Origin of the sequence: Nonomuraea sp. NPDC003709, from assembly GCF_040610775.1 — a bacterium.
GTDB classification, from domain to species: Bacteria; Actinomycetota; Actinomycetes; order Streptosporangiales; family Streptosporangiaceae; genus Nonomuraea; species Nonomuraea angiospora_A.
This window is the reverse complement of the sequence record NZ_JBEXMW010000006.1, coordinates 24,808-38,311: the sequence shown is the minus strand read 5'-3', so window position 1 is coordinate 38,311 and position 13,504 is coordinate 24,808. Positions and strand designations below refer to the sequence as shown.

At 68.1% G+C, this 13,504-nt stretch carries 16 protein-coding genes; 10 read left to right on the top strand and 6 right to left on the bottom strand.

Annotated elements, in window-relative coordinates; genetic code table 11:
* Positions 1–122 precede the first annotated feature (122 nt).
* Positions 123–1,460 (top strand): tyrosine-type recombinase/integrase, encoded by a 1,338-nt coding sequence (locus ABZX61_RS19365; RefSeq protein ID WP_355196212.1) that lies wholly within the window; start codon positions 123–125, stop codon positions 1,458–1,460.
* Here ABZX61_RS19365 and ABZX61_RS19360 read toward each other — a convergent pair.
* Positions 1,418–1,759: a hypothetical protein gene (locus tag ABZX61_RS19360; RefSeq protein WP_355196210.1), complete on the bottom strand. Its 342-nt coding sequence runs from the start codon at positions 1,757–1,759 to the stop codon at positions 1,418–1,420. The two genes, ABZX61_RS19365 and ABZX61_RS19360, sit on opposite strands and share 43 nt — an antisense overlap.
* Positions 1,760–1,848: 89 nt before the next feature.
* On the opposite strand from ABZX61_RS19360, the gene ABZX61_RS19355 reads away from it, so the two are divergent.
* The 4 genes from ABZX61_RS19355 (at position 1,849) to ABZX61_RS19340 (ending at position 4,680) form a co-directional block, all read left to right on the top strand.
* Positions 1,849–2,184 carry a YciI family protein gene (locus ABZX61_RS19355; protein ID WP_355196208.1) on the top strand — a complete coding sequence of 112 codons (336 nt, stop codon included), beginning with the start codon at positions 1,849–1,851 and terminating at the stop codon, positions 2,182–2,184.
* Positions 2,181–3,398, top strand: a complete 1,218-nt coding sequence (locus ABZX61_RS19350; RefSeq protein ID WP_355196206.1) for a sigma-70 family RNA polymerase sigma factor — start codon at positions 2,181–2,183, stop codon at positions 3,396–3,398. The genes ABZX61_RS19355 and ABZX61_RS19350 overlap by 4 nt, the downstream gene beginning before the upstream one ends.
* 113 nt (positions 3,399–3,511) lie before the next feature.
* The gene (locus ABZX61_RS19345) at positions 3,512–4,006 is read left to right on the top strand and encodes an SRPBCC domain-containing protein (protein ID WP_355196204.1); all 495 of its coding nucleotides are present in this window, start codon (positions 3,512–3,514) and stop codon (positions 4,004–4,006) included.
* A complete protein-coding gene (locus tag ABZX61_RS19340) occupies positions 4,003–4,680 on the top strand; it encodes an MFS transporter (RefSeq protein WP_355196202.1) in 678 nt (225 codons plus the stop codon). Before ABZX61_RS19345 ends, ABZX61_RS19340 begins: the two co-directional genes overlap by 4 nt.
* 608 nt (positions 4,681–5,288) lie before the next feature.
* Here the strand turns inward: ABZX61_RS19340 and ABZX61_RS19335 are convergent.
* Positions 5,289–5,690: a hypothetical protein gene (locus ABZX61_RS19335; RefSeq protein ID WP_355196200.1), complete on the bottom strand. Its 402-nt coding sequence runs from the start codon at positions 5,688–5,690 to the stop codon at positions 5,289–5,291.
* Positions 5,691–6,520: 830 nt separating this feature from the next.
* Here ABZX61_RS19335 and ABZX61_RS19330 point away from each other — a divergent pair.
* Both ABZX61_RS19330 and ABZX61_RS19325 read left to right on the top strand, forming a co-directional pair.
* Positions 6,521–6,829, top strand: coding sequence for a hypothetical protein (locus tag ABZX61_RS19330; protein ID WP_355196198.1), 309 nt, complete (start codon positions 6,521–6,523; stop codon positions 6,827–6,829).
* A 17-nt stretch (positions 6,830–6,846) separates the two neighbouring features.
* Positions 6,847–7,233 carry a hypothetical protein gene (locus tag ABZX61_RS19325; RefSeq protein ID WP_355196196.1) on the top strand — a complete coding sequence of 129 codons (387 nt, stop codon included), beginning with the start codon at positions 6,847–6,849 and terminating at the stop codon, positions 7,231–7,233.
* A 37-nt stretch (positions 7,234–7,270) separates the two neighbouring features.
* On the opposite strand, the gene ABZX61_RS19320 is transcribed toward ABZX61_RS19325, so the two are convergent.
* On the bottom strand, positions 7,271–7,570 hold the full coding sequence (locus tag ABZX61_RS19320) for a DUF4193 domain-containing protein (RefSeq protein ID WP_355197058.1): 300 nt from the start codon (positions 7,568–7,570) through the stop codon (positions 7,271–7,273).
* A gap of 370 nt (positions 7,571–7,940) precedes the next feature.
* On the opposite strand from ABZX61_RS19320, the gene ABZX61_RS19315 reads away from it, so the two are divergent.
* Positions 7,941–8,393, top strand: coding sequence for a hypothetical protein (locus ABZX61_RS19315; RefSeq protein ID WP_355196195.1), 453 nt, complete (start codon positions 7,941–7,943; stop codon positions 8,391–8,393).
* A 398-nt stretch (positions 8,394–8,791) separates the two neighbouring features.
* Here the strand turns inward: ABZX61_RS19315 and ABZX61_RS19310 are convergent, their stop codons facing one another.
* On the bottom strand, positions 8,792–9,709 hold the full coding sequence (locus tag ABZX61_RS19310; RefSeq protein ID WP_355196193.1) for a dienelactone hydrolase family protein: 918 nt from the start codon (positions 9,707–9,709) through the stop codon (positions 8,792–8,794).
* A gap of 23 nt (positions 9,710–9,732) precedes the next feature.
* Between ABZX61_RS19310 and ABZX61_RS19305 the strand changes: the two genes are divergently transcribed.
* Positions 9,733–10,713, top strand: a complete 981-nt coding sequence (locus ABZX61_RS19305) for a helix-turn-helix domain-containing protein (RefSeq protein ID WP_355196191.1) — start codon at positions 9,733–9,735, stop codon at positions 10,711–10,713.
* Positions 10,714–10,947: 234 nt separating this feature from the next.
* Complete coding sequence (locus tag ABZX61_RS19300; RefSeq protein ID WP_355196189.1) at positions 10,948–11,790, top strand: NAD(P)-dependent oxidoreductase; 843 nt, start codon at positions 10,948–10,950, stop codon at positions 11,788–11,790.
* A 2-nt stretch (positions 11,791–11,792) separates the two neighbouring features.
* On the opposite strand, the gene ABZX61_RS19295 is transcribed toward ABZX61_RS19300, so the two are convergent.
* Both ABZX61_RS19295 and ABZX61_RS19290 read right to left on the bottom strand, forming a co-directional pair.
* Positions 11,793–12,182, bottom strand: a complete 390-nt coding sequence (locus tag ABZX61_RS19295; protein ID WP_355197056.1) for a hypothetical protein — start codon at positions 12,180–12,182, stop codon at positions 11,793–11,795.
* 144 nt (positions 12,183–12,326) lie between these two features.
* Positions 12,327–13,466 carry a hypothetical protein gene (locus tag ABZX61_RS19290; RefSeq protein WP_355196187.1) on the bottom strand — a complete coding sequence of 380 codons (1,140 nt, stop codon included), beginning with the start codon at positions 13,464–13,466 and terminating at the stop codon, positions 12,327–12,329.
* Positions 13,467–13,504: the final 38 nt, after the last annotated feature.

Genomic DNA, 13,504 nt, shown 5'->3' with positions numbered 1-13,504 from the left:
TTGCGCTGCTGACCCTGTAGCCCGGACGCCATACCGTCGCCGGGGCTGGGGTAGCCGGCAGCGCATCGCCGGACACCGACACTGCCGGCGCAGGTGCCCGAGACGGAAACCCTTTCAGGGTTGTGATCGGGGCCGGGGTTCGAGCGGTTCTTGGATATCCTTCGTTATCCGGCAAGATAGCGATCACCGGCGGAACGCGAGCTGGGCGGCCGTCGCTCGGCGCGCAGGCTTCGTTTTCCGGTTATCTGGCAACCTGGCGGATGGTGGAGGCCGGCACGGTGGATCCGGTCATCGCCGAGCAGCTCGGCCGCGCCCACCCGCTCGCGGCACACCTGAACGACTTCCTCACCGACCTGGCCAACGCCGGCGCCTCCGCGCACACCCGGCGCGCCTACCGCGGCGACCTGATCGCCTTCGCCGCCCACCACGGCGAAGAACTCGGTGAGCTGACCGCCGCGCCGGTCCGGGCGTTCCTGGCCGAGCTCGCAGAACTGTCGCCGGCCGGCCGCAAGCGCAAGCGCGCCGCCGTCGCCTCCTTCGCCAAGTGGGCCATCCGCCACGATCTACTGCAGGCCAACCCGATGGACCGGATCGACACGGTCAAGGTGCCCAAGAGCCTGCCCCGCCCGGCCGCGGCCGCCGACGTGGCGAAGGTGCTGGCGGTGATCTGCCCGCGGCGACCGCGCAAGGACCTGCCGCTGGACCGGCTGCGGGATCGGGTGCTGTTCGAGACCGCCTATGTGTGCGGCGCACGCGCCTCGGAGGTGTGCGGCCTGTATGTGGAGGATCTCGACCTGCGCCTGGACGACGAACACGTCCGCGTTCACGGCAAGGGCGGCAGCGTCCTGCTCGACGACCGCGGCTACGTCACCCTGCTCAAGCTCTACCTGGCCCGCGCGGGCTACAGCGCAGGGCCGCTGTTCCGCGCGTCCATCAACGGCTGCGGCGGACCTCTGTCCTACGACGCCGCCCACCACCGCTGGCAGAGCTACTGCGCCGCCGCCGGTGTCGAGATCGACATCCACCAGCTGCGTCATGCCCACGCCAGCGAGCTCGTCAACGCCGGGTGTCCATCGAGGCAGTTCGCCGCCGCCTCGGCCACGCCTCTACCGAGACCACCCAGCTGTACGCGCTGCTGGACGACAAGGTCGCCGACGCCGAGATCCGCGCCGCCCGCCGACGCCGCGACCAAGCGATCCGCTGACGACAAACCGCTCAGAGATGGGTTCGTTGGATTATCCGCGATTGCTACCGGGACCCCCCGAGCTGGCCAGCAACGCAACCTGGCCGCGGAACTGGATGTCCATCGCGTACCCGGCGACCTTGACGCCGGCGAGGATGGCAAGGCCGAGCGCCTGCAGTTCGCCCTTGCCGAAGGTAACCAGGAAGCGCCCGACGAGCCCGCCGGCCAGGAACATCACGAGCACCGGCACCATTTGCAGCGCCTCGTCCTCGAGTAGGCCGAGGAAGCCCAGTCCTTCATGACGGCCGGCAGCACGAGGTGGCCGTTCTCGAGGTATCCCTGCACGGCCGCGGCGACCTTGAGCACGCCGCCGACCATGGCCTGCCGCAGGTAGGTGACGAGGGTGTACAGCCCCTGGTCGCGGACGACGAGTTGCACCGCGAACGGCGCTGGTCCGAGCGGGGCGTAGGTGTGGTCCCAGTACACGCCAGCCGGCCCGATGACCGGCAGTCCCTTGTCGTCATACCAGCGCACGCTGCGCCGGTACAAGCCCCAGCCGAACGGGGTGCGCCGCACCGCCGGAAACCCAGGGTCCGCGAGGGGTTGGAGCGCTCGGCAGAGGTGCGACGTTCGAGCGGATCGGGCGGGTCGGGCATAGTGGCCTCATGAAGTATGTGCTGCTGATCTGTGACGATGAGAAGGTGTCGCCGTCCATGGAGGAGATTGCGGCGGACCCGGCGCATCAGGCGTATGGGGCGGAGGTGGATCGGCGGGGAGCCATTCTCGGTGGTGCGCGGTTGCGTCCGGTGGCGGATGCGACGACGGTCCGTGTCCGCGATGGGGAGACGCTGGTGTCCGACGGCCCGTTCGCAGAGACGAAGGACTTCATCGGCGGTATTGACATCATCGAATGCGCCGATCTGGACGAGGCGATCGCGATCGCGGCACGGCACCCCTACGCGAGCCGGGGTTGTGTCGAGGTCCGCCCCGTCTGGGAATGACCGCGCCGGAGGCGGTTCGTGCCGCGGTCGATGCGGCGTTTCGGGACGAGTGGGGCCAAGTGGTCGCCACGCTGATCGGGCTGACCGGGGACTGGAATCTGGCGGAGGACTGCGCGCAGGACGCGTTCGCCGCCGCGTTGGCGACGTGGGCGCGCGATGGCGTTCCGGCTCGTCCGGGTGCGTGGCTGACGACGACGGCACGTCACCGGGCGACCGATCGGCTGCGGCGGGACGCAACGGGGGCGGCGAAGTTGCGGCAGCTTGCTGTGCTGGAGCGGGATCCGATCGAGCCGTCGGCTGAGGAGATTCCGGACGAGCGGTTGCGGCTGATCTTCACGTGCTGTCATCCCGCGCTGCCGTTCCCTGCCCGGGTCGCCCTGACGCTACGGACGCTGGCGGGGCTGAGCACGGGTGAGATCGCCAAGGCGTTCCTGACCGCCGAACCGACGATGGCGCAACGCCTGGTGCGCGCCAAGCGCAAGATCGTCGAGGCCGGGATACCGTACCGGGTTCCACCGGCGGAGCTCCTGCCGCACCGGCTGACAGCTGTCCTCGCGGTGCTGTACCTGATCTTCAACGAGGGCTACGACGAAGAAGACGGGCGCAGGGCACTGGCCGCTGAGGGGATCCACCTCGCCCGGACGCTGGTCCATCTGATGCCGACCGAGCCTGAGGCGCGCGGCCTGTTGGCGTTGATGTTGCTGCTCGAGGCCCGGCGCGCGCATCGCATCGACGACGGTGTGCTGGTCCCGTTGGAGGACCAGGACCGATCCCAGTGGGATCGCGCGCTGATCGCCGAAGGCCTTACGACGCTTGACGACGCGTTGGCCGTGCGGCGCTCCGGGCCGTATCAGGTGCAGGCCGCGATTGCCGCCTGTCACGCCACAGCGCCCGATGCCGCGGCTACCGACTGGCCGCAGATCGCCGCCCTCTATGCGGAGCTCATGCGGTTGGCGCCATCTCCCGTGGTGGCCCTCAACCGCGCCGTGGCGGTCGCGATGGCCGACAGCATCCCCGCCGGACTCGCCCTCGTCGACGAGCTCACCGAGTCCGGTGAGCTCGATGGCTACTATCTGCTGCCCGCGACACGGGCCGATCTTCTCCGCCGGGACGGCCGCCGCGCCGAGGCCGCCACGTCCTACAAGGAGGCGCTGAGACTGGCGCCGACCGACGCCGAACGTCGCTATCTGACGGGTCGTCTTTCCGAGCTCTGACCAGCACAAGGGCCATCGCGGCCGAATTTTCGAAGTTTCTTCCCGGTCGATGTCGATCCCGGGCGGCCTCCTTCGTCGGTGGGGCGAAACCACCCAAGAGAGAGGCAAGGACGATGTCGGACACCGAGTACCTGACCGCCACCATGACCGTCGACCGGACGCCGGAGCAGGTCTTCGAGGCCATTACCAACGTCCGCGGCTGGTGGAGCGAGAACCTCATCGGCCACTCTGCCGCCCTGCACGACGAGTTCGTCTTCACCGACGACAGCGAATACGCCGGTGAGACCGTCCGAGCCAAGAAGGGCCTCCGTTTCGCCCGGTTCCAGATCACCGAGTTCGTGCCCGGCCGACGGGTGGTCTGGCACGTCGTGGACTCCGACAACACCGGCCTCGACGACCGTGACGAGTGGACCGACACCAACGTCATCTTCGACATCACCACCGACGCGCAGGGCACGACGCTGCATTTCATGCACGAAGGCCTCACTGCGGCGGAATCCGCCTGCTTCGAAGCGTGCTCGCGCGCCTGGACCTTCTTCATCACCAAGAGCCTGCCGCAGCTGCTCACCACCGGCGCCGGTCAGCCCATTGTGAGCTACCGCCGGTGAACCGCCGCGAGCTGAAAGACACCGAACCCATGTCTGACGCGCAAAACCCCGTGGAAATCGCCGCTAGTCCGCTGACCTCCACGCGCCGGCAGAAGCCGGGCCCTCGCCAACGGCTCGTGCTGGTACTGGCGTGCGCCGCCATGGCGATGGTGGGCCTCGACATCGCCATCGTGAACATGGCCCTGCCCTCGATCCAGCGGGACCTCAGCATCAGCCAAGACAGCTTGCAGTGGGTTGTCGTCGCCTACGGTCTCCTGCTCGGCGGATTCCTCCTCGTCGGTGGCCGGATGACCGATCTGCTTGGACGACGCCGCGTCCTGCTCGCCGGCCTTGGCTTGTTCACCGCCGCGTCGCTGGTGGCGGGCGTGGCGCAGCACAGCGGCGTGCTGATCGCGGCGCGTGGGCTCCAGGGGTTGGGCGGTGCGCTCATCGCACCGGCAGTCTTGTCGCTGCTGGCCGTCACCTTCCGTGCAGGGCGGGAACGCAATCGGGCGCTCGGCATCGCCGGAGTAGCCGGAACGGTGGGCGTTGTCGCGAGCGGTCTCATTGCCGCTGGTCCGGGCTGGCGGTGGGCGTTCGCTCGCGCTCAGAGCAATGCGCGCAGGTGCTGGAGCTGGCAGAACAGAGGGCCGTGGTGCTGGGCGGGCCATGCTGGCGGTTCTGGATTCGCCTGAAGGGGTGGCTCGCGTTGACCCAGAATTTGGCCGAGTTGAAGGCTGCCGGGGAGCCGGCGGCGTAGCAGGGGCAGGCAGAAGAAGGGCACCCACCAGATCGGCGGGCGCCCTTCTCTCGAGCAACGGGTCACCCACCGCTTGGAGACGCACGCTGATCGGGAAGAATGCTCCGCTATGGTGAGGCGCCTGTCAGGAACTCGTCTGCGTTCGGGGACCTGCGCCTGCACCCGCGCACGGATTCCTTCAACTACAGGTTGAGGAATCCGAGAACCCGCTCGCTTTGGAGCAAGGCCGACCAGGACCCGTCCACGTGGATGCCGCCGGACGAGGGCGCACACTGCCGGTATGTGGCGGACTGCGTCACAGTGAAACTGCGCTGGGAACTGACGGCCGACCCTGCCGAGAAGGACGCGCTCGCCGCAGCCGCCGCTGGCTGCCCGAACGAACCGATCACGATGCCGCCCCAGCCCTAAACGGTGCCTGCATTCTTCGTGCGCGCCCGCATCGGGGCAGGCCCGCCCGCTACCCCGCCTGGAGCGCAAGGGACGCTGGATACGGTTCCTCGCGCAGGGGCTCCAGAGTCAGGGGTCCGTCCCAGGACGGCAAGTTCAGGAGTGGGCGGCGCGGATCTCCGTCACGGTGAACTCGTCGACGATATGCCGGTTCTGCACCAGAAACCCCACCACTCCCGCCACCGCCTCCGAGCCCAGGGCTGCTCTGACACGTGCGCTCAGAAGGTAGACAAGGGGCGTCGACGGCTGGGTGAGAGTGAGGCCGCGGTCGTGGCGGTGCACGTCCTGCAGCGCCCTGATGGGGATCGGCCGCTCGGTGGTGAACCACGCCGCGACCTCCCATAGCGGCTGTGCAGGATCGACGTCGGCACAGGCGTGATAGCAGGCGACGCAGCCGTGCCTGGCATGCTGACCATGCCGGCAGGTCCACTGGGCGACGTCGGCCGGGCTCTGGGCATGGGCGCTCAGAACGGCTGCTTCGGTGACTCGGCGGCGCACCGGTTTTGACCGGTCCTCCCGCGGAGAGACAGAGTCGCTGCTGATGATCGGATCCCTTCGCGGCTACATACCAATACGTCGGAGCCTAGTCTCGTTACCGGGTCGGAGCCCGGCCCGGCGGTGACGGTACGCGGCAGAGGGGGTCCGGCCGCATCAACAAGGCTGGCGTCTGGCCTACCGTGACGGCGAACGGTGCCTTGAGAACTCGTTTCAGCGGTTCCGCCGGGACGATGCAGCTGAAGTGCCCATCATCCACCCGTACTGGCGCGTCGCACCAGATCCTGGTAAAAGGCGCATTGGCTGGGTCCCAGCCGCCTGATGGCGTAGCCGCCGCAGCCGATACACCACCGGTCGGTTCTCCAGTCCGGCTCGAACATCGCCAGGTCGCCGGTGGGCAGAACCGGGAGGAACTCGCCAAGGGGGAGCACGATGTGCCGGGGCCCGATCCCGGCGGGCGTGCTGGCGCCCCAGTCCATGGGCCTTGCCCGGGGTAGCGGCCGTACGGGTCGGTGCAGTACACGTGCACGTCCGCCAAAGGCCCCAAGGGGGCGCCCATGCGCAGTAGTTCCACGTCAAGGTAGTGGCTCGGGTCGGCGAAGTGGTCCGCAGGGCGGGTCGGAGCGAACAGAGCGGATGCGTTGTGGACGCTACGCATCCGGGCAGGCAAGGTCCGCAGGTCAGTGGCCAGTGTGATGGCCCCATGCTCCCCGGCGAGGTTGTCACCGTCCCGAACGGGCAGATGGCCCAGGCGGAAGCCGGCAGCAGCTTCGCACGGACCACGGGTGCAACCGCACGACGGCTCGCCCAGCGCGCTGGACGGACGTGCGGGCATGACGGATGGAGCGGCGGGCCGCTTCTGCGGGCTGCGCCGTTCGCTGATCACGCCAACCGCCTGCGCGGGCTCACCGGGCATGATCGGATACACGTGGGTCAGCACGCTCCAGCCCAACCGCTGGGCGGCGGTTCGAGCCGCCGCGCGCGCCTTGGCGGTGCCACCCAGCCGCACCACGGTGTCGCCAGGGATCATGAAGGACCATCCCGAGGCCTGGCCGTCGTCGCAGGCAGGCGCCCGCTCAACGGAGCGGGCGATCATATCGGCCACAGGAGTCACCATGGCCGATCAGACCCCGGGCGACTGACCGCCGAGCAGGCCGCCGTGATGATCGCCGCGCTCCCCGGCCGCGAGGAGACGGCGTTCGAGTACGGCTGGCGTGCCGACCTGGTCCTCGCAGGACTGGTGACGTGCGGCGGCTGCGGTGGCGACCTGACCCCCGACATGACCGTCGGCGTCATCACCTTCGCTTGTCCGGACGACGGCTGCGGCCTGGTGCGCATCGCGGCGCGCGTGCTGGTGCCGGCTGTGGTGGAGCAGCTGCGGACCGCGCCGCGCCCGCTCTGCTGCTGGCGCTTGCGCATCGCCGTGGAGCCGAGCTCGTGCCGCCGGACACGACGAGCGTGGAGAGCTGGTGGGCGAGCGCGGACCCGGACGCGCAGAAGGAGTTGCTTGCTCTTTGGCAAAGCGTCGCCAGTTTGGGGCCGGTGATCGGTAGCGTACTTCGTTGCCTTGATCGTCGTCCCGCTCAGGCGGCGCACTCCAGGCAGATCGGCTGATCGTCCCGCTCAGAGGCGCGCTGGCTATGGTGGTGCACCAGAAAGCAGCGCGAGCAGGTGAACTCGTCCGCCTGAGGTGGAATCACCCGCACGGATAGCTCCTCGTCCGACAGATCCGCGCCAGGCAGTTCGACCAAGTCGGCCAGTTCGGTCTCGTCGACGTCGATGCTGTCGGACGAGGCGTCGGCGCGACGTGCCTGGAATTCCTGAAGACTCTCCTCCCTCGCGTCGTCGTCGGTCTTACGGGGGCTGTCGTAGTCGGTTGCCATGATGTTCATCCGCCTCATCTACACGTCTTCGCGGGGCCGCCTGTCGTATGCCCAATCCGCCGGGACATTCCCATCCGTTGCCCGCACGAATCCACAACGAACCATCCGGCTGATGCGCGGCCATGCGCAGCAGCACCCACCTTCTGCGGCATGATCCACTTCGGCGATCTGTGCGTGTAATCCGGCTGGTAACCTCGCTGCCCTCGTGGGTTCTGCTGCCGGACGGCCACCGCCGATCGTGGCGCCTACCAGCCCGTCCCGGGCGGCCTCAGCCACTGCACGGGCCAATGCCCGCGTTCCACAGACGCGTCTCCCGTCGGGCACGCATCATCGGAGAATGAGCTCCAGCGGCGCCCACCAATATGCGTTCGTGATCCAGACGCGAAGCACCCGCGACACGTCCTGGTCGTGGATGACGAACTTCGGCGACAGGGATCACCCGGTGATCGGGCGCGGGGTGGTCGACGACGCCGTGGGCAGCCCGCGGGTCTTCGGCCGCGCCACCTTCCGCACCTACCTGGACGACCTGGTTGCACATGCACTCACGGCGGTTGACTACTTCCTGCTCGACGATGACGACGACACCGCCTGGCGCATCCTGGTGTGGGACGTCCCGGCCACCGGGTATGACCAGCGCAGCACCGTTCCCCCTGCCGGTGACAGCACCCGCCTGCAGTACGCGCTCGCTCTGGCCATCGAAGGCGGCGAGCCCCACCACATGAGCACCTGGCCCGGCGCCGAAGTCCGCAAGAACCTCCACAACCGGGCCGCTGCGCAGGCCGGCAAAGCACCACGCGTGACGCAGGCCGCGCCCCTCACGTGACCGCCGGTGAGCCGGCGTCGCCACATCGTTAGGGTCGCGGTCGGCGCGGCAGTTTTCAGCAGGGCGGCGCTGCGCCCTCGTGCGTGATGGGAGTTGCGCCAGGGACGGCATTACGGGCGAAGTTATGCCGGACGTGGAGCGCGCATCTGTCGGCAAGAGCTCATCCGGCCTCACCGCCCGCCGCTCGGCCTGCCTCGTACGCCTTGCGCATCAGGTCGAGCCTCAGGCGCAGGTTCTGCGGTAGCTCCTCGACTCTCGAAGCTCCCCTGCTGTGAGCAGGGCTTAGCACGATCCGGTCCCGATGTTCCCTCATGCCCCGGCCCTTGACCAGGCTCAGAGCCGCTTACCGCTATTGGTTGTTTCATTGCTGGTCCCTGCCGCCCAGGCGGGTGTGCCGCTCAGCCGTATGTCGTCTCGGAATGTCCGAACGGGCTCAAGCGGTCGGTCAGGAAGACGATGATCTCGTCCCTGGCCTTCAGCGTGGGATGTCCGTCTTCGTCGACGAGGTGGGCGGTGACCACGCTGTGGGGGGACCCGACCACGTCGCCGAAGAACGGTGGCGGGCTGGTGTTCGCGGAACTGCCCGGAAGAACACGGCCGTCGAAGGCGTCGCCGAGGAGCGCCTGGTAGGCGGCGAAGCGCTGGCCGGTGCACCAGCGGTCGTCGTCGAAGCGGTAGGCAAGGACCTTCAGTCCCTCGCGCGCGATGCGGTCTCGGACTGCGCGCGCGTCCTCGTCACTGATCTCGAGTCCGACAGGGTCGTCAAGCGGCAGCGACGGGTGGTTGACCACTGGCGCGATGACAGCCGGCTCAAGCGCCATGGTGAGAGCGAAGTTGCCGGTGAAGCACAATCCGATCGCGCCGACTCCCGGACCGCCGCATTCGGCATGGGCTTGGCGCGCCAGCCCACGTAGCCATGCCGTGACCGGGCTGGTGCCGCCCCCGGCGAACGCGCGGAACTCGGCACTGACACACGCGCGACGGACGACCTCCGTACCACCCTCTACCGTGGGATAGGCACCGTCGATCCCGAAGAGTGAGGGGACATAGACGGTGAAGCCCGCATCTCGCACCCACCGCGCCAGTCGAAGGACATCAGGACTGATGCCGGGCATCTCCGGCATCAACACGACGGCCGGCCCGGAACCCGCGGCGTACACCGTCTTCACCACCCCCTCCACATCCACGAGTCGGCGGGAGAAGTCCGTGATCATGTCGTCAAGTCGTCCGCTGGCAGCGCTCATGGTGACAGCGTGGACCGATGCCCCCGCGAGGGCGAGAGGCGACATCGCCATGTATGCGGGTAATTTCGCCATAGGCTGATGGTGAGGAGGCGAGCGTGAGCGCGCTGCGGGTTGGGGTCCTGGCCTATCCAGGCTGCTTCGCGTCCGAGGTATACGGCGTACCCGATCTCTTGACGATGGCCACGCACGTTGCCGGTCCGGACGGCTCCGGATACGAGGTGTCGATCGTTTCGCCTCGTCGTCGTGTCGCGGCATCGGGTGGTGCGGTGTTGGACGTCTCTCCGCTGCGCGAGGTGGATGTCCTTGTTGTGCCAGGGTTCGAGCTCGTGCCAGGCCTCGACGTGGACGCGAAGCTCGCACCCCTCGCCCCTGAAATTGCGGCGATCCGTTCACACGCTGCTGCGGGCACTGTCGTCGTCTCGATCTGTGTCGGTGCGTTCCTGCTCGCCGAGGCTGGACTCCTCAACCGACGCCGTGCTACGACAGCCTGGCTCCTCGCGGACGAACTGGCTCGACGCTATCCGGACGCTGACGTCCGGCCTGAGCGTCTGGTCGTCACCGACACCGGGGTGACGACAACGGCGGCCTTCAGCGCCATGTACGACTTCGCGCTGGATCTGATCCGTCAACACAGTGGTGCCGGCGTGGCACGGACAACCGCGCGGGTGGCGCTCGTCGACGATGCGCGATCGTCCCAGACCCCATACGTTGACGCGCAATGTCTTCCGCAGCCCGGAAACGCGTTCTCCCACAAGGTCATGCGATGGCTCGACCAAAACCTTGCCACCCGATACGACCTCGCCGCGTTGTCGGACACGTTCAAGGTCAGCACCCGGACGCTGCTGCGGCGCTTCGCGGATGAGACCGGCCAGAGCCCGCTGGAGTACCTGCAATCGTCGCGTGTCCGTCGCGCCCGCCACCTCCTTGAGGCCACGAACCGAACCATCGGCAGCATCTCCGCTGCGGTCGGATACAGGGACCCCAGCACGTTCGCCGCCCTCTTCGCCAAACACACTGGACGACGCCCGAGGGACTACCGCGCGGCCTTCCGCCGTGTTGATGATGTAGGCGCATGAAGCCGGTTTGCCGCTGGAGATCACGGTCAGTTACTGCCGCGCCCCTCTGCATCGAGAACCCGCGACAGCTGAATACGCGACCTCACCAGCAAAGTTCCGAGGCCGGGCCAGTCGTCGTGTCCAGTCCAGCGGCATGGGCCGTCCCGCCGCGCCTCTCCTTCTGGCGCCCGCCGTGACGGGCCTCGCGCGACCCGCGCTGGCCTGGAGTTCACTCCAGAGTGGAAGGCTGGGGGCATGACCAAGATATGTGTAACGGGCGCAGCCGGTAAGGCCGGTCGGGCCGTTGTCGCCGACCTTCTGGATCACGGCCACGAGGTCGTGGCCACCGACATGGTGTCGCACCGGACGACCGTTCCGGTGCTCCAGGCCGATCTCACCGACTACGGCCAGACCGTCGAGGTCTTGCAGGGCGTGGAGGCCGTGGTCCACCTGGCCAACATCCCCGCTCCGGGGCTGCGCACCCCCGCTGTGACGTACACCGACAACACCGCGATGAACGCCAACGTCTTCCTCGCCGCCGCCCAGCAGGGGCTGCGACGGGTGGTGTGGGCGTCGAGCGAGACGACGTTGGGGCTGCCGTTCGACGTGCCGCCGAGGTACGCCCCCGTGGACGAGGCGCACTATCCGCTGCCCACCTCGACGTACGCCCTGTCGAAGGTGGTCGGCGAGACGACCGCGGCGCACGTCTCGGAGTGGTCGGGGATCCCGTTCGTGGCATTGCGTTTTTCGAATATCTTCGAGCCGCACGAGTACGAGCGTGTGCCGTCGTTCTGGGAGAACCCGGAGTCGCGCAGGTGGAACCTGTGGGGCTATATCGACGTGCGTGACGTGGCGCTGGCCTGCCGGCTCGCCCTGGACGCGCCGGTCACCGGCGCGGAGAGTTTCATCATCGCGGCGGCGGACACGATCATGAACCGGCCCTCGGCCGAGCTGATGAAGGCGGTCTTCCCCGGCGTCGAGCTGCGTGACGTGGACGAGTACGGCACCCTGCTTTCGATCGAGAAGGCCCGCTCCGTCCTTGGGTTCGAGCCCGCCCACTCCTGGCGCGGCGAACTCGGCGACGCCGCCGGGGCGTAGCCTCACCCGATCTTCTCCCTTACGCCAGGTGACCGGCGGGTCAGCCCGAGGCCAACGTCGGGGTGGGTTTCGTCGTGTTCGCGCAGCATCCGTAGCACGGTGGCCGGGGCCGGGTGCCGACCCTTCTTCTTGCCCTTGGTGATGACGAGCCGCGCGGCGATGTCGCGGAGACTGAGGTTCTGCTGACGCAGGTGCAGGGCCATGGAGAGCATGGCGTCGTCGGTGACGGTGGCGCCGCCGATGGTCTTGCCGCGGCTGCGGGCGGATTCGTGGCCTTCCAGGGTGCGGTCGCGGATGCACTCGCGTTCCATCCCCGACAGCGCGGCCAGCACGGTGAACACGACGCCGGACGGGTCGTGGCTGCCCTGCAGTTCGCCGGTGAGGAATTCCAGGCCGATGCCGGCGGATCACCGCCATGCTCGAAACCACGTGATCAGGTTGCCGGGCCACCGGCGGAGCTCGCCGACAGGGCCGCCGCCGCCCTGCTCAGCGCGAGCGGCCGCGGGAGGCGCGCCGACGCTGGACGATGCCCGGGCTTACTGCTCCCAGTTCTCGTAGACGAGCCCGTCGGTGGTTCGCATGAAGGCATGGGGCAGCCAAGCTGCCGCAGGCGAGGTCTGTGTGTTGGTGATGCCGACGCCCGCGTCGATGGTATGGCCAGTCGGATTCCCGTGATCCTCCCAGACCGGATTGGTGCCGTCCCACCGACAGGCCCAGACGGAGTTGTTGCCGTCGGTCACGAAGACCAGTGCGTATTGGGAGCCGTTGTTCATGTCCAGGACGCTTCTCGCACCCAAACCGGTTTTGGCGTGGTGGTCACTCGGCGGGGCGCCCATGTTGAGCCAGGTGCCGTCCTGACAGGCCCAGAGGTCGCCGGTTGATGCGCTCAGAACGAAGCAGCAGGGCTGCGGGGGCCACTCCGAGGCGCTTATGATGATCGCCGCACTGGCCGATCCACTGATCGCCGCGGGGTAGCGAGGCCCACCAAGGGCGGTCCATCGCGTGGACACCATGTCCGTGACACCGAGCCACAGTTGCCTGCCGCCGTCCCACACATAGACCTGCAGGCTCTGCTCGCCGGTTCTCTCGTCCGGGACGGCGAGAACTCCCATCGAGGAGCCGATCGCGACGCCGGGCGAACCCATGTTGTACCAGTTCCAGGACAAGGACAACACGTTCCACCAGTTCACCCACGCATTGCCGTCGCTGCCGGTTACGACGGCGAAGGGGGCGAGATCCAGCGTCGGCTTCAGCGCGACCGTCACCGCGCCGAGGCCATTGAGAACGTCGACGCTCGCCGGCTGCCCCTGATCGGACCAGATCCAAGTTATGCCGTTCCACCAGCGCATCCAGAGATGTCTATCTCGCACGACGAACGCGTAGGGTCGATTCCCATTCGGATGGTCGTCGAGGGCGATGACACCAACGGGTCGGTCGACCTTTCCCCCTTGGTCGACCCATTCCCAGATGTCAGCGGGGTTTTTCCAGAGAATCCACAGATGACTGTCATCCGCTCGCACGAAGAGGAAAGGACGGGAGGCCATCGAGACTGTCCTGTCCTGGACCGCCACCGCACCGATCCCGTACGTCACCCCAGGGCCGGGCTTGCCGCGAGCACCCCAGTGCCATGACGGCGGGATGGGCCCGCCGGCCCAGGGCAGTGAGCTCAGCGCCATGGCGCCGAGGCTGGTCCCCAGGAAGGCCCGGCGAGAGA

Coding starts and splice junctions, on each gene's coding strand:
- ABZX61_RS19310 (WP_355196193.1), bottom strand. CDS start 9,709: ATGGCGAAATTACCCGCATACATGGCGATGTCGCCTCTCGCCCTCGCG.
- ABZX61_RS19300 (WP_355196189.1), top strand. CDS start 10,948: ATGACCAAGATATGTGTAACGGGCGCAGCCGGTAAGGCCGGTCGGGCC.
- ABZX61_RS19320 (WP_355197058.1), bottom strand. CDS start 7,570: ATGGCAACCGACTACGACAGCCCCCGTAAGACCGACGACGACGCGAGG.
- ABZX61_RS19290 (WP_355196187.1), bottom strand. CDS start 13,466: ATGGCGCTGAGCTCACTGCCCTGGGCCGGCGGGCCCATCCCGCCGTCA.
- ABZX61_RS19350 (WP_355196206.1), top strand. CDS start 2,181: ATGACCGCGCCGGAGGCGGTTCGTGCCGCGGTCGATGCGGCGTTTCGG.
- ABZX61_RS19330 (WP_355196198.1), top strand. CDS start 6,521: ATGACGGATGGAGCGGCGGGCCGCTTCTGCGGGCTGCGCCGTTCGCTG.
- ABZX61_RS19345 (WP_355196204.1), top strand. CDS start 3,512: ATGTCGGACACCGAGTACCTGACCGCCACCATGACCGTCGACCGGACG.
- ABZX61_RS19355 (WP_355196208.1), top strand. CDS start 1,849: ATGAAGTATGTGCTGCTGATCTGTGACGATGAGAAGGTGTCGCCGTCC.